Source organism: Paenibacillus sp. sptzw28 (assembly GCF_019550795.1).
GTDB lineage: Bacteria > Bacillota > Bacilli > Paenibacillales > Paenibacillaceae > Paenibacillus_Z.
This window is the reverse complement of the sequence record NZ_CP080545.1, coordinates 901,516-922,960: the sequence shown is the minus strand read 5'-3', so window position 1 is coordinate 922,960 and position 21,445 is coordinate 901,516. Positions and strand designations below refer to the sequence as shown.

The window sequence follows — 21,445 nt, the reverse complement described above, 5'->3', positions numbered from 1 at the left end:
TGTAAGTTAACCAGTAATCTTGAATTTTTCGATGATATCCTGTAAGTCGTGAGCCATTTTGCTGAGCATATTCGCGGAGGATACAATTTCCTCCGTGCTTGCGTATTGCTCTTGGACGCTTGCGGAAACGTCCCGCGTGAATACCACGGTATTCTCCGCGACCTGATTTATTTTTTGCACGGACCGGGCGGCTGAGGGATTGATGGACAATCCTGTCGGTCTGAACGGATATGTTCCCGATCATTGATGTGAAAAGAAAATAAAGTAGTAGACTGGATAAGTTGGTCCCACGCGGATTCGAATTATAAAACCGTCAGATCTCGTAAAATAAGTATTAGACTGGCCACAACTTTGAAAACAGCGGCAGCCGTGGACGAGAAAATAAAGTCCTAGACTGACGCTGTTTTATTGAGCTAACGTTCTCCGTTAGCTTAATCTTCTTCCGATACTACTTGAAATTTGATAAAAGCTCACCCTTGATTATTTAAAGTTTGGATTTGTAACTACTTTTAATTGATCACCTATTTTTTCACAGTCAGGTGAGGACTCTTATCAAGAAGAGGCTGCGCTTCTTTTAAGGCAACTTTTCGTAGTCGATGGCATACCAGGCATTGAATGCCTTATGGCATTCGCCCTAATAAAGCTTTTTATCGGTAAATTTCCGCGCATTCCATGCTTGTAGGTTGGTAAAAACAATGATTTTTCCAAGCACCCGCGAGCGGTTGACCGTACCACATTGCGGGACAAGCTTGAGATGTTGGCCCCCACGGGTTGAAATACCACAGCGAGTATTTTGAAGGCCATTCTCGCCAGCCTTTTATGGTCTGTTCAGCTAGCCGCCGCTCTCGTTCCCGTGACTTCAGATAAAAATCGGGTTCTAATATGGCGTCGAACATGGCATCGTCATTCATATAATGATAAATAACATCATTAATATTGTTGACGTTCTTGAAGTCCGAACACCTGACTACGGCCCGATTAATCACGACAGCGCCAACCGTTAACATACCCTTTTCGCCTTCCGCCTGTGCCTCGCCCCTCATAAGCCGCGCCAACAAATCAACGTCAGACGACCTATACTTAACCCTTGCACCCATGGCAAAACCCCCTTTAACTGGTTAACACACTATATTCACATTTTGGCAAATGTTCGTTGAAAATAAAGTTCTAGACTGGAGTTGTTGATCTAATGTGGATTTTTAATTATTAATTTGGCAGCCTTCGCAAAATAAGTTTTAGACTGTTCCAATAAAGTAAGCAGCGGCGGACTAAGACATGAAAATAAAGTCTTAGAATGCCGCTGCTGTTTCAGCCTGATATTGAACTAACATTCCCCAGTTAGCGTAACGATTAGTTTTAATCGAACTCTTAGTTAACATTTGATGTCGACGGAAAGTGATTGTTCCTAATGTTAAGTCAACAGAAACTCTACTACTTCAGCCTTCAGCGTTTCGTGAAATTGCAAGCGATCAAAGCCGGGCGGGTCTTGCGAGGGGGGAAAGGCTGGTGAAATCATCTCAGCTGGGAAAGGAGTCAGGAAGGAATAATGTCCGGCATTCTCCACCGTCCGGTAGCGAATCATTTGCGGTTCAGCAACACTATTATTCATGATGATCTGCGCGTGAAAAAGAGGTGTGTAAGGGTCTTGCTCGGCATCCAACATGAGAATGGGGAGCCGAACGTTGCTTAATGCTCCCTCATTACGGAACCAAACGGACGCCGGGGCTAGCAAAATCAGGGACCGGATGCGTGAATCATAAGGAACATCGATCTGCTGCGGCTTCCCATCCGGGCTCTCAGTAGGGAAGGAGGTCGGGATGCCGCCAGCTGCTGCAAGCGCGGTGTAGCCCCCCATGGAATGCCCGATGACCGAATGGCCACCCGGTTGGAGAAGCCCCTTAAACCTCTCATCTTCAAAAAACCAGTCGGCTGCCATGCGAAGGTGCCGGGGGCGATAGGTGAGGTTTTGGACAGTACCTTCCAAACTATTATCGTTGCGGTTATTGAATGGATGTTCGAGCAGGCCAACGATAAAGCCGCAGCGCGCCAAATGCCGAGCGAGCGACCGGTACACAAGCGGTGAACCGCCTGTACCGTGTGAAATGAGGACTAGCCTAAATTTACCATCCAGCGGCGCTGCGTCTCTGGCCACCTCCAACGAGTACGGCCCTATCCTATCAGTCTGTTCCGGTGCATCTGTCGGATACATCACGATCATGGGAACGGTCAACCTCAATGCGTTGTCGGTAATTTGTACCTCGCAGCAACCTGCATATACTTCAACAATGTCTTCTATTTTGTTCATCTTGATCTCTTCCTCTCCTTGAGTTACATGCTCCTAATATGGCGAGCCAACGGGAATATATATGTCTAATACCGAATCCTCGTTCATCGGTCCTAGATATCGATGGTCGTAACGCACAAACTCCGGGCAATTCGTACGAACGCTGCCTGACTGGGGTAACCACGTTTCATAAATGTACTGGAACGTATCGTTGAGTCTCGATAATGTCCCCTTATGAGTAAAAACCGCATAAGTTACCACTGGGAGCAGCTTAGCGACCATTCCCAAGGGAACTACACTTTCCTCGCTAGCCACCTCGACACAAGCGATATACGTGATTTCCCATTGCCTACCTGTAAGTTCAATGACCGCATAAAATATGTCTTCCGTATCCGGCTTTCGCTCAATTTCAAACAAACGCTGCCTAAAGCTCCGCCATAGCTTTCCGACCTCGTCCGAATTGACACCCGGTATTGACATGCCGACCAGATGTAGCTTATTCAGGCAGACAAAAGCTGGCACGAGGGAGACGCTCTTATTCAAATGCTGTAGCCCCACTTCATCCAAAGGAAGCTTCTCCATTGCCCGGAACAGCGTGTCCTTCATGTCCCTTTGCTTTCGAAATTGTCCAGGCGAGATGGAGAACATTTTCCAAAAGGATCGGGCGAAGGATTCCTGAGACTCGAACCGGTACAAGATGGCAATATCTATGATCCTTTGGTTGGTATAAAATAAATCGTATGCTGCTTGTGTCAATCTTCGCTTGCGTATGTACTCCGAGACGGAGTTTCTCGTAACCGATAGGAAGATCCGGTGAAAATGGTACGGCGAATAGCCCGCAGCCTCCATAACCTTGGTGCTTAAGCTCTGATCGGTCAGATGATCCTCAATATAGGTAATGGCCTTGATTACCAAATCCTTATAATCCACTTTAATGCCTCCATATCGATATACTCACTTTACGACAGATGGAACGCTCTGTTTTGATATTTTTTGCGGAATTTTACTTTACCCAACAGCAAATACTACTTTCCAAGCGCAGATAGTTTCCTAATCAGCCACACTCTTCGGTTCGCCAAAAGAGCGACCTCTGGCAATTGCTCAGTCTCGCTGGTTTTAAACAAATCTGACCGTCCCTCGGTTAATGATGCATCGTTAGTCTAAGACTTTATTTTCCTGGTCTACAACTTTATTTTCTTAGTCTACAACTTTATTTTCCAGTCTATTACTTTATTTTCGTTCTACAGCAAAATGACCGTTGGCGTGCGGGGTGGGTCACATGTGTGCCAGGGTGTCAAAACTTAAAAAAGTAGCCGATCGTTTGGCCGGCTGCCGCTGTGTAATGGTTGAACTCCCGTTAGCTGAAATGACCAGACCTTGGTAAGACGATAAAAATAATAAAAGAAATGAAAATTATCTATCCAGCTCCTTTAAGCAGTTGTTAAATCCCATTCATATATACAAACCCTTTTCTTCATCTGCTGGAACTTTCTTTTCAATAACCAAATCTATTTCTTCACCACTTATGACGAGAAAATAATCATTACGTGTAATCCAGACAATCAAGCTGCTGACCGTGATGAGCCTTCAGGCGAGTGATACTGTCGGGTCCTATATTGAACGAAAAGTGATCACGACCTTGTTCAGATCGAGTTGTTTCAGGGCACCGTTAACATCTTGTTGAGCAATCATCTTGGCATCCCATATGTCATTGATGATAGAGAGTCGGCTATCCTGCTGGAATAGGCAGCTTGATAAGGTGACTTAGAGTGACCCCAAAGTTACTTAAAGTCACCTTATCTTTTCAATGTTTATTGCCGATATAATCAGTGTGCGATTTTTGCATTTTTATCCACGAAGGAGATGATGGACTTGTAGAATAAAAGCATTCGTCCAAGTTGGAAGTATTCGAGCGGCAAGGCAAAATGTTTACATAGTACTGACAAAACGGTATTATAATTGATGTTGTCGGAAGGAATTGGAATAGAAATTTGTCAAAAGCAAACTTGTTGAAAAACAAGGACGCAAAGCCACGGGTCTAACGTTCTATGAACTATGATGGCCGGGTTACCAAATTCACGACTTGTGGCACTGGCGCTTTTAGTTATAAAAGCTTTTGGTCCACGCGTCGATAAAGAGAGAGGGATTCGATGATCATCGTCACCAAACCGTATGTCTCCGAAGTATTGGCTCAAACGCTGCGCAAATACGAAGTTCCCATTCTAAAAGCGGATGATGTTCACGTATCTAACGAAGCGGAACTGAACCGTTTCTCAGAACAAGCTTTTTTTCACCGATTTACAAGCAGCCATGAACCCCAGCCTCTTTTGTGCAACTCCGAAGCATCTTTGCGTCTCCTCGGTCAAAATCTTCAGAACCGCCCTGCTTGGCAACAGGCCGGCATCTTCAAAAACAAGGCTGCTTTCCGTCAGTTGATGAAGCCGGATTATCCTGATTTATATTTTCAGAGCTTACACTTGAACGAATTGGACTCAATCGATCCGGCCAAATTGCCGTACCCGGTTATCGTCAAGCCTTCGGTCGGGTATTCCAGCATCGGCGTATATCGGGTTGAGAACGCGGGTCAGTGGAGAGAAGCAATCCGCTCTACGCGGCAAGCCCTCACCATAGGCGCAGACATGTACTCGGAGGACGTAGTCAATGCCAACGAGGTAATTATAGAGCAGTGGATCGACGGTACGGAATATGCCATTGACGCTTATTTCGATTTCGATGGACAACCGGTCATATTAAATGTATTTGCACGCAAATTTATGCACGAAAGCGATACAAGCGACCGAATATATTATACAAGCAAGCATGTCATCCAGGAAATGTTAGTACCCTTGACCGAGTTTTTATCCAAAATCGGCAAGAAGCTGGAGCTCCGCAATTTCCCTTTGCATGCGGAAGTGCGGAAAACGAGCAAAGGCAGCGTCGTACCGGTGGAAATCAATCCATTCCGGTTCGCGGGATGCGGAACAACCGAGTTAGGGATTCACGCTTACGGTATCAACTCCTATGAAAGCTTCTTTCTGCAACAAAAACCCGATTGGCAGACTATCACCAAAAGCATGGATGATGCGGTATACAGCTTCTTTTGTGCGGAATACGAGCTGGATAGCGGCCACAACATTCTGGGATTCAATCATGAAGGCTTCAAGCAACATTTTCAAAACATATTGGAGTACAGGGTCATGCCGGAGGAATTCAATATGTTCGCAGTTGTCTTTTACCGCAGCGAAACCATGCTGGAGAATCATAGGCTGATTAAGTTGAATTTGGATTCCTATATAATTAGAGGACAAGCCGGTCAAGCCAATTCAATGAGTTCCTGACCGGGGAACTGTAAAGAAAGAGGAGACTCTTTTTTTACAGTTTTCTTTTGAGCCTGTTGCGAAAATTGTTGAAATTTGCAGTATTATGCAAATTTATGCCTACAGTTATTATATTTCTTAAAGGGGACAAATTACGTGAAATCAGCCTCAACCAAATTAGTAAGCGCCCTGCGCTTCAAGGATTCCATCGTAAAGAAAATTTCTTTAGCCGCCATTGTACCGCTTTCTCTCTTTTCGATCATCTTCAGCTTAACGCTCTATTATTACTCGATGCACATTATCGACAATCACCTGTTGCCCAGCTTTGAGCAAGTTCTGAAAACAAACATGAATACATACAGTGCCAGCGTTACGGCTGATTTGGTCAATAAAGCCAAAACAGATAAAGACTCTTATCAGAAACTGCATGAAATAGCAAACCGCATTAGTAAAAACGACAATGTGCAATTAGTCTATATTATGAGTAAAGTGAACGGGCAGGACGTTATTTTGGTCTTGAGCGGGACGGACGACTATTTAACGCCTTATCCCTTTACTCCCGAGCAGGCTGCGACGTTGTCCCGGCCTTCGGAAGTGATTTTCAGCAAGATTTATGAAGATGAGTACGGTGTGCATAAATCCGTCTATTTTTCCATTGCGGGAACGGATTCCATGTTAGGCATCGATATGAATGCCAAATTTATTAAGGACTTGAAGAGTAATGTTATCACGATATGTTTGGTGCTGTCCATCGCCTTCATACTGATCGGAACAGCGATTATGATCTTTATCTCGACCAGAATAACCAAGCCTCTTATCAAACTTGTCGGGCATACCCGGACAGTGGCGGAAGGGGATCTGAGCAAGCGGATTTTAGTTGAGAGCCATGATGAAATCGGCCAATTAATGTCTCACTTCAATCGCATGACGGAGCAACTGAAGAAAATGATCGAACAAGTCAGGGACACGACAACATATGTACAAGCTTCCACCGATGAAGTTTCGAAGAGAACGCAGCATTCGACAGATATGATATATGAAGCTGTCGCATCGATTCAGGAAATCGCCTCAGGGAATGAGACAATGACGAAGGTCATCTCGGAGAATGCCAAGGCCATTCAGGAAATGGCATCCGGCATGCAGCATATCAGCGAATCGATCCAGGAATCGTCTGATGAGTCTTTCGCCATGGCCCAAGAGGCGGGTCAAGGGGAACAGATCGTCAGCCAAGCAGTCAGTCAGATGGATACGATATCCCAAGCGGTCGCCCGCTCTACCGCCTTGGTGCATCAAATGAATGAGCGTTCCCGTGAAATTAACGGTGTGGTCGATATGATTAAGGAAATTGCCGGCCAAATTAACCTGCTCTCGCTGAATGCCGCAATCGAGGCAGCCCGTGCCGGCGAACACGGCAGAGGCTTCGCCGTCGTAGCCGATGAAGTCCGCAAGCTGGCAGAGCAGACGGCTACCTTCTCAGACCAAATTTTCAGGACCATTCATTCCATTCAAGAAGATACCGTTAAATCGGTGAATGCGATGAGCACCGTCACTGAAGAGGTAAAAGCCGGCACCCTCTCCGTTCATGAGGCGGGAAAAACATTCGGAGTCATCAAAGATTTAACGATGAAGGTGTCCGACAAGTTCCAAGCCGTGTCGGCAGTAACTCAACAGGTTTCCGCCATGGTAGAGGAAATTTCGTCCAGTGCGGAACACATCACCGAGATTACCCGTTTGTCCGAGGATAACAGCAAGAAAATGGCCGCATCGTCGCAAGAGCAGCTTGCCACCTTGGAAGAAACCGCCCAGTCCGCGGAACTCCTCCGCGATCGTGCGGTGCAACTGAGCGAACATGTCAACCAATTCAAGCTGCAGTAAACCGCCCGAACAAACAAAATTAGGCGCAGTCCCTTACCGGGGGACTGCGCCTTTGTTAGAAACCCCAACCAATCCTCAATTTCCTTCTTCACTAACAGCAAGTTGTACAAAGAAAATAAAGTATTAGACTACAAGTGTTAATGTGGCGGCGGTTTACAAGTTAGAAAATCGCCTGCCTTCTAAAGATAAGTCTTAGACTGGACCCGAAATCGACAAATCTGTTCAGTGTAGGGTTTTTAATCTGTTTTGCATATTACATTATAGTTAGTGTCTCAAAGAAGCGCATTAAAACGTAATAACATTAAAGTTCGTACCACGTATTTACATTAAAGATGGTTTCTAGTTCACATCTACCCAGACTGTTTGTTGATATACTTAGTTTTGCAGCGAAATTTAAAACAGCCAAGCATAACTGGTTATACATGAAAGGTAGGCATGAGGCTAACTTGTCTTGAAGAAGCCTATGGCTTCTCCTCTTCTCGCGAATCATGCCCATAGAGGCTCTGTGAGTAATAGTTACAATTGAGACTAAAATGGACCAAAAAAACCCGGAATTATGGCAACGAATGAGATTTCAAACAGAAACTATCCAATGTAAAGAGATAGTGTCGCAGGAGAGTACAGCTTCCGATATTTAACGAGCTGCCGATCCGGATTTTGGTCCTTGGCTAAAACCCGGCCATTTCCCAATTTAATCGCTCTGCTCTCCCTTTCCGTTTCAAAATGTCACTAATAAAATGAAACGTATCTAAATTAATTTTAGGACATTTTGAGACGAAAATATAGGAGTATTTTCCGCGTCTCAAAAAGCATGCTTTATGACACTCCGAGCTTAACAACCGGACTCTCTACTCTACAAGGTAAATCCATTTATCGTAATAGTAGCTCAAAGCGGCGTTCAACTAATGTAACCCTTAAAAGTTAAAATCGGTCATCCTTAGCTTAGGATGACCGATTTTTCTGCTCAATCGAGTTGCTTTTAAGGGATTTTATTAAAAAGCTTAATTTGTGATACTACGCCATCTTTTACCTCAAATACCAAGTAGTCGTACTTTAGTTGGTTACTTATTTCATATGCACAATTGTTTGGGTCAGTTCTCCCATCCTCAGCAATTTTTATACCTGGATAAGCATCCTTCATCTCTTGAACTGTATTACCCAATTCAACTCCCTTTGAGGTAGCATAACCTTTTTTAGAGACACTCATTGTCATAATCCAATATGTCTTACCGTCACCTTTAGGGGAGAATAACTCCATCTCAAGTCCATCGTACGTTAGTTTTTTTAGAAATGACCCTGTTAAAGTATCTCCTTTTACTTCTTCAATGTCTTGAGAAAGTGGTTTTCCCAAAACTTGTTCTAAATTAACTTCGGTATCCAAATCGTGGAGCGCAATAATTTCACCATTTGCCTTTATTGAAAATTCCTCGACTTGACTTTGTTCTTGATTCTGATCTACTTGAGTTTGCTCTTTATTTTGATCAACTTGAGTTTGCCCTTCATTCACGGATGGGGCAGGTGTTGTTTTCGTCACATCACTTTGCTCCTGGCACCCTAATATTAAAGCCAAACTCAAAAACAGCATAGGTACAATGAATTTTTTCACGTCTTTACTCCTTTTTCCTCTAATTTTCTTCCCTTTGTTCTTTAGACGTAATCAATAAAGTTTTGTTGCTCCATGATTTACTTACGTCGATAACAAGTTCTTCTTTTTACAGATATCACGAGTATTCCAGTTAATCTGCGTGTTATTGCTCCGAATCATGCATCAATAATAGGAAGAAAGACAGGGGCTAATAATATCCCCTGTCTATTTTTAATTATTGAATAGTATACGCACGTCCAATGGTATCAGCGTTTATTGAAGTTAGAGGAGCAGTTGGATGCTCATAATATTGTGGCCAGAATGACTAAATAGTAGTACCAGTGGCAGCGCCGGTCGCAGTTTTTAGGTTAATCGACCATCTATGGATACTAGGTGTACTCATAGTAAATAAGGTGGAAGACTTTGTCCACGTACCGGAAGAACCTCTCTTATAGTACAGTTCAATTTTAGAAACGTCATAAACATTTGTTGTATTATCCGTGCAAGCATATGCGTTAATATAAAGGACATTGGCAGATATCGCATCGCCTGAAATAAAATCGAGATGGGAACCGTTATTCCACTCAGTAACCCAACGATAGAAACCGTACAACTTGTAGGTTAAGGAAGCTGTGGAGGTTGTCATGTGAAAATGAAGGTGCGGTGCATATGATTTTTGGGTATCAACGACACCGATTGACTGACTCGTGGTGAACGTATCACCAATTTTTATACCTGTAATGGAATCTCCTGTAGGATTAATGTGTAAGTAACGGACATAGTAACCATCATACGTGCCATTTCCATTAATATCATGGTCTAAAATTACAGATCCTAGTTGGCTTGAGGTATCGTGGTTAACAGCAACAACTTTTCCTGGTAAGATTGGGTATACAGGGGTTCCTGCAGCTGCCTGAAGGTCAGTTCCTTGGTGAGGGTTCGTTCCTGAACTTCGAGGCTGATTGACTTTACTGTTTACTCTGGACCATACATCGTTCGATCCTGAGCGAATAGGAGAGCGCGCATTTCCGGAAGGAAGGTAACTCCCGGTTCCATAGCGTTCTTCAAAAACGTGGCTATAATCAGCGGCAAATGCAGAAAGAGGCAAAGACGTAAGAGCAACTAGTAAAACTAGAAAGAAAAACCGGTTTTCTTCATATTCACGGCTCCTATTCGACTTCGTTAACATTTAGAATGTAGGTTTCTTCAACATCGGAATCTTTTTGACGTACATTGACGAGAAACTGACTTTCACTTATCCATTGCCCGTCTGTGAAGAATGTGCTTGTTGGTTCTTGCATTTGTTTCACTTCTTGCGTCTGCAGATTAATCAAAACTAGCGTACGCTCGGGTTGAGTTGAGTCAGGGGCATTAAACATCATGACCCAAGGACTACCTTCCTTTGTACGTATAGGTCCAACACGGTTAAGCGATTCAAAAGTCAGATCTTTACGTTCATTTGTCTCCAGATTCGTGATTTTCAGCTTGCCGTACTCCTCTTGATGGATTAGATAAGGATAAGAGAGACCCGCATCTAAAGCGAAATCGACCACAACACTTGTTTCCTTGGTTTTAACATTTACCTTTTCCACTTTTTCGGCACGGCGAACATATACTTCATTTTGTGCTCCCCAACCAATAACCGAGTAGCCACCATCCGTAACCGGTTCTTCTTGACCGGTTTTCAGATCTTTCACCCACATTTGACCATTAAAATTGTCATCGTATAGGACATTCCGAGTTGAATGGTAGAGAAGCAGGTTTCCATCTGGGCTTACGACGGCATTGGTGCCCCATGTTGGAACGAGATCCTCTACATATTTTTTATCTAATTCCTGAATGTCATATTGGCCTACTTGGTTTGCTAAGATCGGTTGAATAGTATTTTGGTTTACATCAACAGCGTATAAATTCCCATCATACTCCATTATAGTAGAATTCGAGTTGGGCCAAGCGGTCAAAATGTATTCCTGATCGTTATTGCTTAACAGAACCGATGTATGTCTATCGGAGAAAATGTCGAAATTTGATGAAATATACAGGTAAATTTAACCAAATTAGAAAAATGAAACTGAACTAATAGGCTTGATTGTTCTAATTGCGTCTTTCTTAACTTTAGGTGTGGATAATGAAAGCCTAAAGTCAGTTGTCATGACTACAGCTGTACCATCTACGTGAGGATGCTGAATCCCAAGCTTCTTCGCAATCTCGATCGTTCTTTCTAAGGGGAACGAAAGAGTATGATGAATTCTACCTGTCTTCCAACCCTTATGACGTGTTATCCAGCCTTCTGAAGCAATCTTATTGTCGTGGGCTTGAATAAAAGGCTGATAATCGGCTCCTGTACCTGCACCTCTGCCCTTTTTAATATAATTTTCTTGAAGTTTAGCGATTCTTGCTCCACGTTTAGACATGAAAACAATCCTCCGTAGCGAATTAAATTAGTACAACTATTTGAATATTCAATTGAATATTCAAGTAGAAAAGATGGCCTCGCCCTATTAAAGGCGAGGCCATCTTATGAAGAAGGGAATATATTCATGATGATGCTTGTCGTAAGGATATCCCTTAGCCGCACGCTCTCACCCAGATAACTATAGCAACTATAACTTATTTTTTGATTATTCTCAATATAATGATAAAAGCACAGTATAGGGCACTCTCATTTGCCTTTCGTGTGTTTGGATGGTCGTGCTGCCTTTAGCTTTTGAATACTCTGAAAATACCGCTCAAGTTTTTCGCCTGAAATGGTGTTGATTTGGATTACTTTACACTCAATATACTCAGTGTATAAAGGTCTATCGATAAATAGATATTGAAATTCTCCCTATCATATATGATTTGCTCAGTCCATGGACCTTGCAGTCGAGCTTTTTCAAACCACTGGTCTTTGATTGCTAGGTCACAGGTATAATATTGGTCATTAAACTTTATACCGCGCCATGTAACTTCAGCAGATCCATAAGTCACCGAAGTTTCCATACTTGTACCACCACCTACATCAAGGTTTAGGATACAATAATATCCGTTTTCCGATAATTTTAAACCTGTGTCTATCAAATCCTTATTTACGCCCGAGAATAAGCCAATTCATATCTATGCTGAATTTATGATGCAATTGTATCATTGTTTCAACAGAGGGATTAAATTTATTACTTTCTAAATCACTCAAGGTCCCTTGTGAAATCCCAATCATCTGAGCAAACGCGACTTGATTAAGGTCATGTGTCTTTCTGATATGCTTGATCCTCTCTCCAATAGAATGCATAATCCTTCCCCTTCGCCATAAAAAAAGTAGCCCCGATTGATTTATTCATCGGGGCTACTCTAGGTGATATTTTTGAATTGACAACAATATATGAACTGGCCCTCATTTTACTGAGACACTAACATTAATGTCTATACACTAACATTATTGTCCCGACACCAACATTAATGTCTATACACCAACTTTAATGTCACCGGACAAATCACGAAATTATTCGTTCGACCTCTACTCCACAGTAACGCTCTTCGCTAGATTCCGCGGCTTATCGACATCGTTGCCGCGAGCGAGCGACGCGTAGTACGCGATCAGCTGCAGCGGAACAACGGATAGAGCTGGGGACAACAGTGGCAGCGTCTTCGGAATTGCAAACAGCTCGTCGACGGATTTGCCGAGTTCAACCTCAGTACCGTCATTAACTAGAGCGAGCACATGTGCGCCGCGCGCTTTCACTTCTTTAACGTTGCTAAGTGTTTTCTCATAAAGCTCTTCCTGCGTGATGAGAGCTATAACCGGTATGCCCTCTTCGATTAACGCAAGCGTGCCGTGCTTGAGTTCACCCGCCGCGTAGGCCTCGGAGTGAATGTAGGAAATCTCCTTCAGCTTGAGCGATCCTTCCTGTGCAACTGCAAAATCAGAACCGCGTCCGATGAAGAACAGGTTGTTGTGCTTTGCTATCGACTCAGCTACCTGTTTAAGCACATTCGCTTTCTCTAGAATGCTCTCCACTTGATCAGGCAGCTTCTGCATCGAAGCAAGGACTTCCGCGATCCATTCACGCTCGCGAGTTCCCCTGATGTCGGCAAGGAACAGACCGAGCAGGTAAAAGGCAATTAACTGTGACGTATATGCTTTTGTCGAGGCGACGGCAATTTCCGGTCCCGCCTGCGTGATGATGACATCATTCGCTTCACGCGCAACTGAACTGCCCACCACGTTCGTAATGGCCAATACACGCGCCCCGCAGCGCTTTGCCTCGCGTAATGCCGCCAGGGTATCCGCTGTTTCCCCGGATTGGCTCACTACAATCACAAGAGTATCCGGCGTAATGATCGGCGAGCGATATCGGTACTCGGAAGCAACATCCGTCTCAACCGGAATACGAGCCAGGCTTTCAATTACGGTTTTACCAACTAGTCCGGCATGAAATGCCGTTCCGCAAGCGACGATATGAACCTTGCTGATTGCACGGATTTGGTCGGGAGTCATTCCGATTTCTTTCAAGTTAACTGAGCGGCCATCCTCCGAGATCCTGCCCATCATTGTGTCGCGATAGGCTTTAGGCTGCTCGTAAATTTCCTTCAGCATGAAATGATCGAATCCGGCTTTTTCCGCCGTTACTAAATCCCAATCGACATGAAATATTTCCTTGGAAATAATTTCGCCCTCAATCGTCATTAGTTCGACGCCGTTCTTTGTCAGAATAGCCATTTCACCGTCGTTCAAGATGTACACATCGCGCGTATGCTCGAGGATTGCCGGTATATCAGAACCGATAAAGTTCTCGCCATTACCGACCCCGATCACGAGCGGACTTGCAAAACGAACCGCTACCAGCCGATCCGGCTCATATTCGGTCAATACGCCGAGCGCGAATGCGCCGCGCATCCGTTTAACCGCACGCTGTACCGCCTTGACGATATCTCCGTCATATTCGTCGGCGACCAGGTGAGAGATGACTTCCGTATCTGTCTCGGATACGAAACGGTGTCCTTTTGCCGTTAATTCGTCCTTCAAATCAAGATAGTTCTCTATAATTCCGTTATGCACAACGGAAAACTTGTGCGAGTTGTCCGTATGGGGATGCGAATTCTCATCCGACGGCTTACCGTGCGTTGCCCAGCGTGTATGGCCGATACCGACGGAACCGTGCAGCGGGTCACCGCCCAACTTTTCCTCAAGAATGGCAAGACGGCCCTTCGACTTGCGGACTTCAAGCCCATTCTTCGTGAAAACGGCAATACCGGCGGAATCGTACCCGCGGTACTCCAGCTTCTTGAGCCCTTCGATCAATATATTCTGCGATTCACGTTTACCGATATATCCTACAATTCCACACATATTTGAATTGACCTCCGTTTTGGGTAGTATTCCCGTTTTAAACGGATGCCAGCATCTCAACGTGACGGCACAGGCTGATTATGGTTACTAACGACAATTATTCATGTAAGATATCGCGAGAAACCTTTCTGTCCGAGCCGCCTCATCAGCCGGCATCGTAAGCAAACAGGCAGAAGAACCAGCGGATAACGCTGAATTATTCTTCTTTGGAACGTATAGCAAATCCGAAAAAAACAATAACAAATAACGCGCAGTCCCAAGACTTTTATGCGAGGGAACAGCTCTGGTAATTAACTTTGCGGCTTCTGCATACCACAGCCGCTTTCAATCATGCGCTTTAACACGGCGTAATACGGCCTCCGTTGCCGTCACGCTATGTTTACCCTACTTGAGCATTCCGCCGAACCTTTGTCGGACCGGTCACCCGGTCGTTTTCGGTATCGGCTTACGGTTGAATGCATAACCGGGAGGTCCCCGCCGAACATTCGAACACCTCCACCTCGTCAGCTTGCCATCCGTTCATTTCCCGGCTATCCTAATCGCCTGGACGTGAACGGCAGTGCGCAAGCTCTGGCGCTTGTAAACCAAATTACCTCTGCCCTCGCTTTCAATTCCGGAATCATACTTCCTATCATATTCATTTTCATGTAGAGGTGCAACCGAAACTTTTGCACAACCTTTACAATATGGGAAATATATGAAACAGCGGCTTCAGGTGCACGATAAATAAACCGGCACCTAAGAAACCGCTTGTGTCCAAACTTATTATTAATCATCATAATAGCTAATGCCCTTAATTCCGTTCTAATGCATGTTATTAACTACCGTACTAGGTACAGCCACTATACCCCGCCGAGCTCAGTTTTCACTGTGTCCGCAATACGGGTGACATAAGCCTCCACTTGATCCTTTTCCGGTCCTTCAGCCATGACACGGATAAGCGACTCGGTCCCTGACGCACGAACAAGCACACGGCCGTTATCGCCAAGCTCATCTTCCACCGCAGAAATCGCCGCTGCAATTGCCGGATTATCGTTGTATTTGCTCTTGTCGGCCACTCGAACATTAACAAGCACCTGCGGAAATTTGCGCATAAGGGTCCTCAAACCACTCAATTTCCGGCCCGAGCCGACAAGCGTGTTAACAAGCTGCAGAGCGGTCAATATGCCGTCACCGGTCGTATTGTAGTCAAGGAAAATAACATGCCCCGACTGTTCGCCACCCAGATTAAATCCGCCGCGCCGCATTTCTTCCATCACGTAACGGTCGCCAACTGCTGTCTGAGCCGTCTGCAGTCCATGCATTTGCGCAGCTTTAAAGAATCCGATATTGCTCATTACTGTCGTTACAATGGTATCGCCCTTCAAGGTGCCGGCTCGTTTCATTGCGTCCCCGCAAATACAAAGAATAAAATCGCCGTCCAACTCTTCGCCGTTCTCATCAATTGCAATCAGCCTATCGGCGTCTCCATCGAACGACAGTCCAAGATCAGCGTTATGCTTAAGCACTTCCTCGCGCAGATATTCCGGATGTGTGGAGCCGACGCCGTCATTAATGTTCAGTCCGTTCGGTTCGGCGCCAACGGTAATAACCTCCGCACCGAGCTCGCGAAAGACCGAAGGAGCAAGCGAGTAAGCCGCTCCGTTTGCGCAATCAAGGACAACCTTCAGCCCGGCAAATGAATGGGATACCGTTGTCTTGAGGAAATCCAGATAGAGCCGCTTTCCATGCTCCTCGTCCATGACCGTCCCGAGTTGTGCGCCTTCCGGCCGCGGCAGCTCATCCGACCCTGCATCCATTAGACGCTCGATTTCTAGCTCGGTATCGTCAGAGAGTTTAAAGCCGTCGCCGCCGAAAAATTTAATGCCGTTATCCTCGACCGGATTATGCGAAGCCGAAATCATTACTCCAGCATCTGCATTAAGTACACGTGTCAAATAGGCAACTGCCGGCGTCGTCACAACCCCCAGCCGCACAACGCTTGCGCCGATGGATAACAATCCCGCTATCAGCGCAGCTTCCAGCATTGGACCGGAGATGCGTGTATCCAGTCCGATTACTACCTTTGGCCTCTCAGCCTTACCCGTTAACACATAGCCGCCGCATCGGCCGATTTTATATGCCAGCTCCGGCGTCAGTTCACGGTTGGCTACCCCGCGTACGCCGTCTGTTCCAAAATATTTCCCCATTGTCGTATTGTCCCCTTAATATTTGCAAAATATAGACCAACACTATCACAACACATACTTTACCGGCAAGCGTTGTGCGTTTCCTCTGGAGGAGGCAAGCCGTACTTCACGCTCTTAACCGCCGCTTCCGCCCTCACTGGGAGCGCTGCCGTTATCCGTGCTTTGGTTTGCGTTTACGCTTTCAGAACCGGAGCCCGCATCGGATGGCTGCTCAGTGACGCCGGTGGCGGCATTTGTACCGTCTCCTCCCGTCGCAGTGCCTGCCTCATCCCCGCTTCCGGTTATACCGCCGCTTCCGCCCTCCATACCGATCGGCGGCGAGCCGCTTGTAGGCTGGGCGCCGTCTGCAGAACCGGCTCCCGACGTGCCGTCCGTAATTTCTACAGTAATGCTGAGCGGATGATCCGAAGCTTGGTCCACAAAGCGCGGCAAGTGGACATCGAGCGGTACTACATGGCTGCCTGGCCCCAGCCCGCTCAAATCCGCAATAAGCTGTACATCCTTCGAGCCCACCTCGGCCAGCACGTTCGGCGCCCCCTTTACAGGAACATCAAGTGTACCGTCAGCCGGCATCGCCAGCTTAGCTTTAAGTCCATCGGACAGACCGATGAGCGTTACCGCCTGTTGGGGCAGTACCTTGGATTCCGAAGAAACAATCGTATAATTGATGGTGACCTTTGGCGGGTCCACCGTTGCGATCCCATTCTCGGGCGGGATATCGAGCTCCATAGAGCCGGATTCAGTTAGCTTAGACAAGTCGATATTGATCCCATCATAGAATTCGTACTTATCAAGTTCATCCTGAGGCCCATACACGGTGATCTGCTCCACACTGGCGGTGAACGAAGATATCGCTAGACCATCCGGCAGCTTACCGGTAAAACCGATTTGCAGCGGCAGGTTTTTGAACGGCTTCGTAATCGGTACCTCCACTTCAACCACACTGGGATTCACCTGCGCTTCTTTGATCTCTTTACCGTTCTTGTCGAGAACAAGGACCTTCAGTTTCTTCTCGTTGACCGTTTCCTCTTCGCCGTCAACCGATAACTTCCCGCCGACAAAACCGACCTTCTCCATCAGATCCTTCGGAAGCGTCACGTGTACGCGATTGTTAGGCTTCACAATCGGCGTTCCCAGCTTGTAGCCGTTACCGGGAGTCCCCACGGCTTGCACCTGCAGCTCGAACTCCTTCGTTATCATCCTCTCGAGCACAACCGTCACATTAAGCGGCTGGGTATCGGTTATTTCAATGCCGAGAGGCTTGCTCACGGATACCGGCAGCACCTTGGTCCCTTCCACAGCGTGGCTCACGTCTACCGTAACCTGAAAATCATCAGGCGTCGTTTGCAGCAATAAAGAACGCGATCCACGCACGGTGAGAGTGACTTGGGCAGGCTCCAACGCGCGAAGCGCGTAGTTATTCTCATCCAGGCCAACCACCTTTACCGGCACCGAATCGATTTCTCTTGTTTCAGTGAGTGAGGCGACGGAATTAGGGGATCGATCCGAATCAAAATGAACGACTGCCCACAACAGAATGCCAATCAACAGTGAAATGATCTTGAGAGCGGTCGGGTGGCTTAACCACTTATCCATTTCCCTGGCCTCCTTTCCGTCTCCAGAAAGGCGTCTTCGAGCCGTTGCGTTCTTGCGTTTTCGAATTCGGATTAAGCTCCTCAAACAGCTTGGAGATAAGCGATTCTTCCTTGATATCGCGCACAATCATACCGCCGACGGCAAGCGACACTTGTCCCGTTTCCTCCGAAACGATAACCGAGACGGCGTCACATACCTCTGACACGCCAATCCCCGCGCGGTGACGCGTACCAAGCTCCTTACTGATGAAAGGATTTTCCGAAAGCGGCAAATAGCAGCCAGCCGCCATAATCTGATTTCCCCTTACAATAACTGCGCCGTCATGAAGCGGGGTATTCGGAGTAAATATATTGATAAGCAGCTCGGAGCTGACGATCGATTCTATCCGAATGCCCGACTCGATATAATCGGTCAGTCCCGTACTGCGTTCGAACACGATCAAGGCCCCGATTTTTCGTTTGGACATAAAGTTTACGGATTTGATAATCTCCCCGATCCGATCGCTTATATCCCGCTCTACAACCGATGAACGGGCGAATAATTTGCCGCGTCCGAGCTGCTCCAGCGCCCGTCTGAGCTCCGGTTGGAAAATGATCAGAATCGTAACCACACCGAAGGTGAACATCTGATTCATCAGCCACTTGAGCGTATACAGATTGAACCACGTGCTGATTGCCCAAGTTCCGACCAGAACGAAAATCCCCTTCAAGAGCTGAACGGCTCTCGTCCCGCGCACCAGAAGAATCAATTTATATATAATATAGCTGACAATGGAAATATCAATAATATCCTTGATCCATTCTTTCCAAGTCAAATCGTTAAAGTAACTCATGCGTCAACCCCCAGCGACCGATTGCACAGGTATCCATAATCCTTATATCGGAATCTCAACCTTATTGTTTTCTAGAAACGGGGCCGCAAATCCTTTTTTTTTGCAAAAAAACCTCCCTGGTAAGGGAGGCAGCCGGGTCAGTAGGCCAAACTGCTAATCGAATGCGTAACTTTGTACCAAAACCAGTCCAGCGCCTGATCGATTGTTTTAACTTTTCCGGAAATATGGGCCGTCGACGCTTGATACAATGAGCCTTCTATGACCGTCACGTTTCCATCAACGTCACCGAGTACATTGGCTTTCCCGTTCTCGATCGTGAGATCGCCCTTTACGAGCGCGCCCTCGGGCACCGTTACCGTATCGCCTTCTATGACCAGCTGCGCCAGGTCCGTTCCTCTTACCGTAAGGTCCGTGTCCTGCTGCCACATCGCAAGAAAGCTTGAGAACATAACAAGGGTAAATACGGCGGCCACCGTGACGGCCGGATGTTTGCGAATCCATCTGGTCCAGCCAGCCTTGCGCCTCTTCAGAGGGAGCCCGCTCATAATTCTCTTCTTAAGCTGTAAAGATTGATCTGCACCGGCGACAATGCGTGCATCCATCAATTTATGGGTCAGCGCCTCAGTCCGCTCCAACTGCTCGAACCTTTCCCGGCAAGCGGGGCACGCAAGCAGATGGGTTTTTAGCTGCAGCACATCGTCATGGGGAAGCTCGTCGTCCAAGTAATCGTGCATCCAAACGAGTGCGATATTGCAATTCATGGCAGCCATTCCTTTCCTCATTGTGTTTCGCAGTATTATACGTTACGTGCGGCGGACAATGATGTTTCACTTTTTTTGCAGATCGCACTCAATCCAAATTTTACATAAAAAAGCTCCGCCATCGACTACAGCTTATGCTCCAGCTTCTTGCGGAGGAACTCCCTGCCGCGGTGAACGCGGGTTTTGACCGTCGTTACCGGCATATCGAGAACCTCGCCAATTTCCTGCAGGGACAGCTCCTGCAGGTAACGAAGTACCATCACCGATTTATACTTCGCCGGAAGAGTATCGATCGCCTGATGGATAATCCTCTGCGTGTCCGAAAGCAGCAGTTCGCTCTCGGGTGTCCGGTCGTCGCTTGGGATCATCGCATATCCGTCGAGCCCTTCGTGATCGTTCGATTCGGCGTCAAGCGAATAAACCGGCTTTCTTTTGCGCAGACGGTCGATACACAAATTGGTCGCAATCCGGTAAATCCATGTCGAAAATTTCATCGTATCGTCATACCGCTCAAGATTATTATAAACACGCAAAAAAGTATCCTGCACAACATCTTCCGCTTCCTGGCGGTTGTACAGCATCCGGTAAGCCATATGATAAAGCTTGTCCTGATACATATCAACGATCTCGGAAAAAGCCCGCTGATCGCCCTTTAGAGCCAACTGCGCCAATCGCGCCTCAACTGATTTCACCGTTTCTCCCCCAGACGCGCCGAATGCCCCATATTCTGCGAGGCGTAAGCTCGGCTATGCCGATCCCAATGAGGATCAGCCCAATTCCTACCCATTTCCAAAAGCTTAAATCTTCCCCGAGCACAAGCCAAGCCGCTATTGCCGCCACCGGCAGCTCCATAGACCCCAGAAGCGCCGACAGACTGCTGCCGATCCGCGGAATACCTACATTAAATAAAATTGTCGGAATCACCTGACCGAGCGTTCCAAGCAGTACTCCCCAGCCATAATCGTTCCTTCAAACTGACCAGCTCCCGCCTTCGAACCGAACAGCAGTGCTACAAGCACAAAACCCGCGCTCATCATGACAGTGGATTTGATAACCGGATCCATATCGGCGTCCAGTCGACCGGTCAACCAAATAAAAAGACTGTACGTAACAGCCGACAAGAGGCCGAGTACGACTCCCTCGGAATCAATACGGGTCAGATCGTTTTCCAGCAGCCCAACCGCAAGTACTGTACCGGCCATGACGACGACAATCGCCGCCATACGGAATTTGCCGGGCCATCTACGGTTCCAGAGGCTATCCAGCAAAATGGTAATCCATGTAAACTGAAAAAGCAATACGATCGCAATCGATGCCTCCAGCCTCTCGAGCGCTTGATTATATAATATCGTCGTCAGAAGAATTCCGCATGTGCCAATGACTGCAAGCTTGATCCACGGACCGCGAAACGGGTTCTTCCACCGCTTTAACCGCACCAAAGCGATCAGCCACAGGAACAGCGTAGCGACGCCGGTCTGATGTACCGTTACCTGTTCAAACGTAAAGCCCGATTCATATGCCTGCTTGATAAACGGCGATAGAAGCCCATAGCAGGATGCTCCAAGCAGGACAGACAGTACGGATAACCAATAGAGCGGATCGCGCCTCATGTGGAGATCCTCCTTTCACACATGCCTTGAAGCGCTCGTCTCTACCAAAAAAAAGCCGGACGCCCGGACG

At 46.6% G+C, this 21,445-nt stretch carries 18 protein-coding genes and 1 riboswitch; of the genes, 2 read left to right on the top strand and 16 right to left on the bottom strand.

The window, feature by feature from the left end:
• Positions 1 to 647 precede the first annotated feature (647 nt).
• The 3 genes from KZ483_RS04350 to KZ483_RS04340 all read right to left on the bottom strand — a co-directional run bounded on the left by KZ483_RS04350 (position 648) and on the right by KZ483_RS04340 (position 3,214).
• Entirely contained in the window at positions 648 to 1,097 is a 450-nt protein-coding gene (locus KZ483_RS04350; RefSeq protein ID WP_220351511.1) for a cell wall hydrolase, read from the bottom strand.
• A gap of 314 nt (positions 1,098 to 1,411) precedes the next feature.
• Positions 1,412 to 2,305, bottom strand: a complete 894-nt coding sequence (locus KZ483_RS04345; RefSeq protein ID WP_220351510.1) for an alpha/beta hydrolase family protein — start codon at positions 2,303 to 2,305, stop codon at positions 1,412 to 1,414.
• A 33-nt stretch (positions 2,306 to 2,338) separates the two neighbouring features.
• Positions 2,339 to 3,214 carry a GyrI-like domain-containing protein gene (locus KZ483_RS04340; RefSeq protein WP_220351509.1) on the bottom strand — a complete coding sequence of 292 codons (876 nt, stop codon included), beginning with the start codon at positions 3,212 to 3,214 and terminating at the stop codon, positions 2,339 to 2,341.
• 1,059 nt (positions 3,215 to 4,273) lie between these two features.
• Positions 4,274 to 4,359: riboswitch (cyclic di-GMP riboswitch) on the top strand.
• Between the two features lie 75 nt (positions 4,360 to 4,434).
• Between KZ483_RS04340 and KZ483_RS04335 the strand changes: the two genes are divergently transcribed.
• Entirely contained in the window at positions 4,435 to 5,622 is a 1,188-nt protein-coding gene (locus KZ483_RS04335; protein WP_220351508.1) for an ATP-grasp domain-containing protein, read from the top strand.
• Positions 5,623 to 5,757: 135 nt separating this feature from the next.
• Positions 5,758 to 7,476, top strand: coding sequence for a methyl-accepting chemotaxis protein (locus tag KZ483_RS04330; RefSeq protein WP_220351507.1), 1,719 nt, complete (start codon positions 5,758 to 5,760; stop codon positions 7,474 to 7,476).
• Positions 7,477 to 8,455: 979 nt separating this feature from the next.
• On the opposite strand, the gene KZ483_RS04325 is transcribed toward KZ483_RS04330, so the two are convergent.
• From KZ483_RS04325 to KZ483_RS04270, 13 genes are all read right to left on the bottom strand, one after another.
• A complete protein-coding gene (locus KZ483_RS04325) occupies positions 8,456 to 9,082 on the bottom strand; it encodes a hypothetical protein (protein ID WP_220351506.1) in 627 nt (208 codons plus the stop codon).
• Between the two features lie 304 nt (positions 9,083 to 9,386).
• Positions 9,387 to 10,250, bottom strand: a complete 864-nt coding sequence (locus tag KZ483_RS04320) for a M23 family metallopeptidase (RefSeq protein ID WP_220351505.1) — start codon at positions 10,248 to 10,250, stop codon at positions 9,387 to 9,389.
• Positions 10,231 to 10,989, bottom strand: coding sequence for a TolB-like translocation protein (locus KZ483_RS04315; RefSeq protein WP_220351504.1), 759 nt, complete (start codon positions 10,987 to 10,989; stop codon positions 10,231 to 10,233). The genes KZ483_RS04320 and KZ483_RS04315 overlap by 20 nt, the downstream gene beginning before the upstream one ends.
• Positions 10,990 to 11,118: 129 nt before the next feature.
• Positions 11,119 to 11,475 (bottom strand): PDDEXK family nuclease, encoded by a 357-nt coding sequence (locus KZ483_RS04310; RefSeq protein ID WP_258881534.1) that lies wholly within the window; start codon positions 11,473 to 11,475, stop codon positions 11,119 to 11,121.
• Between the two features lie 650 nt (positions 11,476 to 12,125).
• Complete coding sequence (locus KZ483_RS29020) at positions 12,126 to 12,329, bottom strand: helix-turn-helix domain-containing protein (RefSeq protein WP_220351503.1); 204 nt, start codon at positions 12,327 to 12,329, stop codon at positions 12,126 to 12,128.
• Positions 12,330 to 12,554: 225 nt separating this feature from the next.
• On the bottom strand, positions 12,555 to 14,387 hold the full coding sequence (gene glmS / locus KZ483_RS04300) for a glutamine--fructose-6-phosphate transaminase (isomerizing) (RefSeq protein WP_220351502.1): 1,833 nt from the start codon (positions 14,385 to 14,387) through the stop codon (positions 12,555 to 12,557).
• A gap of 842 nt (positions 14,388 to 15,229) precedes the next feature.
• Positions 15,230 to 16,576 (bottom strand): phosphoglucosamine mutase, encoded by a 1,347-nt coding sequence (gene glmM / locus KZ483_RS04295; RefSeq protein ID WP_220351501.1) that lies wholly within the window; start codon positions 16,574 to 16,576, stop codon positions 15,230 to 15,232.
• 114 nt (positions 16,577 to 16,690) lie between these two features.
• Complete coding sequence (locus KZ483_RS04290) at positions 16,691 to 18,172, bottom strand: CdaR family protein (protein ID WP_220351500.1); 1,482 nt, start codon at positions 18,170 to 18,172, stop codon at positions 16,691 to 16,693.
• The gene (cdaA, locus tag KZ483_RS04285) at positions 18,165 to 19,004 is read right to left on the bottom strand and encodes a diadenylate cyclase CdaA (RefSeq protein ID WP_220351499.1); all 840 of its coding nucleotides are present in this window, start codon (positions 19,002 to 19,004) and stop codon (positions 18,165 to 18,167) included. The genes KZ483_RS04290 and cdaA overlap by 8 nt, the downstream gene beginning before the upstream one ends.
• Before the next feature lie 137 nt (positions 19,005 to 19,141).
• On the bottom strand, positions 19,142 to 19,774 hold the full coding sequence (locus tag KZ483_RS04280; protein ID WP_309568640.1) for an anti-sigma factor family protein: 633 nt from the start codon (positions 19,772 to 19,774) through the stop codon (positions 19,142 to 19,144).
• A 116-nt stretch (positions 19,775 to 19,890) separates the two neighbouring features.
• Positions 19,891 to 20,457 carry an RNA polymerase sigma factor SigW gene (gene sigW, locus KZ483_RS04275; RefSeq protein WP_220351498.1) on the bottom strand — a complete coding sequence of 189 codons (567 nt, stop codon included), beginning with the start codon at positions 20,455 to 20,457 and terminating at the stop codon, positions 19,891 to 19,893.
• A complete protein-coding gene (locus tag KZ483_RS28275; RefSeq protein WP_258881533.1) occupies positions 20,444 to 20,689 on the bottom strand; it encodes an EamA family transporter in 246 nt (81 codons plus the stop codon). Before KZ483_RS28275 ends, sigW begins: the two co-directional genes overlap by 14 nt.
• Positions 20,686 to 21,375: an EamA family transporter gene (locus tag KZ483_RS04270; protein WP_258881532.1), complete on the bottom strand. Its 690-nt coding sequence runs from the start codon at positions 21,373 to 21,375 to the stop codon at positions 20,686 to 20,688. The genes KZ483_RS28275 and KZ483_RS04270 overlap by 4 nt, the downstream gene beginning before the upstream one ends.
• Positions 21,376 to 21,445 lie beyond the last annotated feature (70 nt).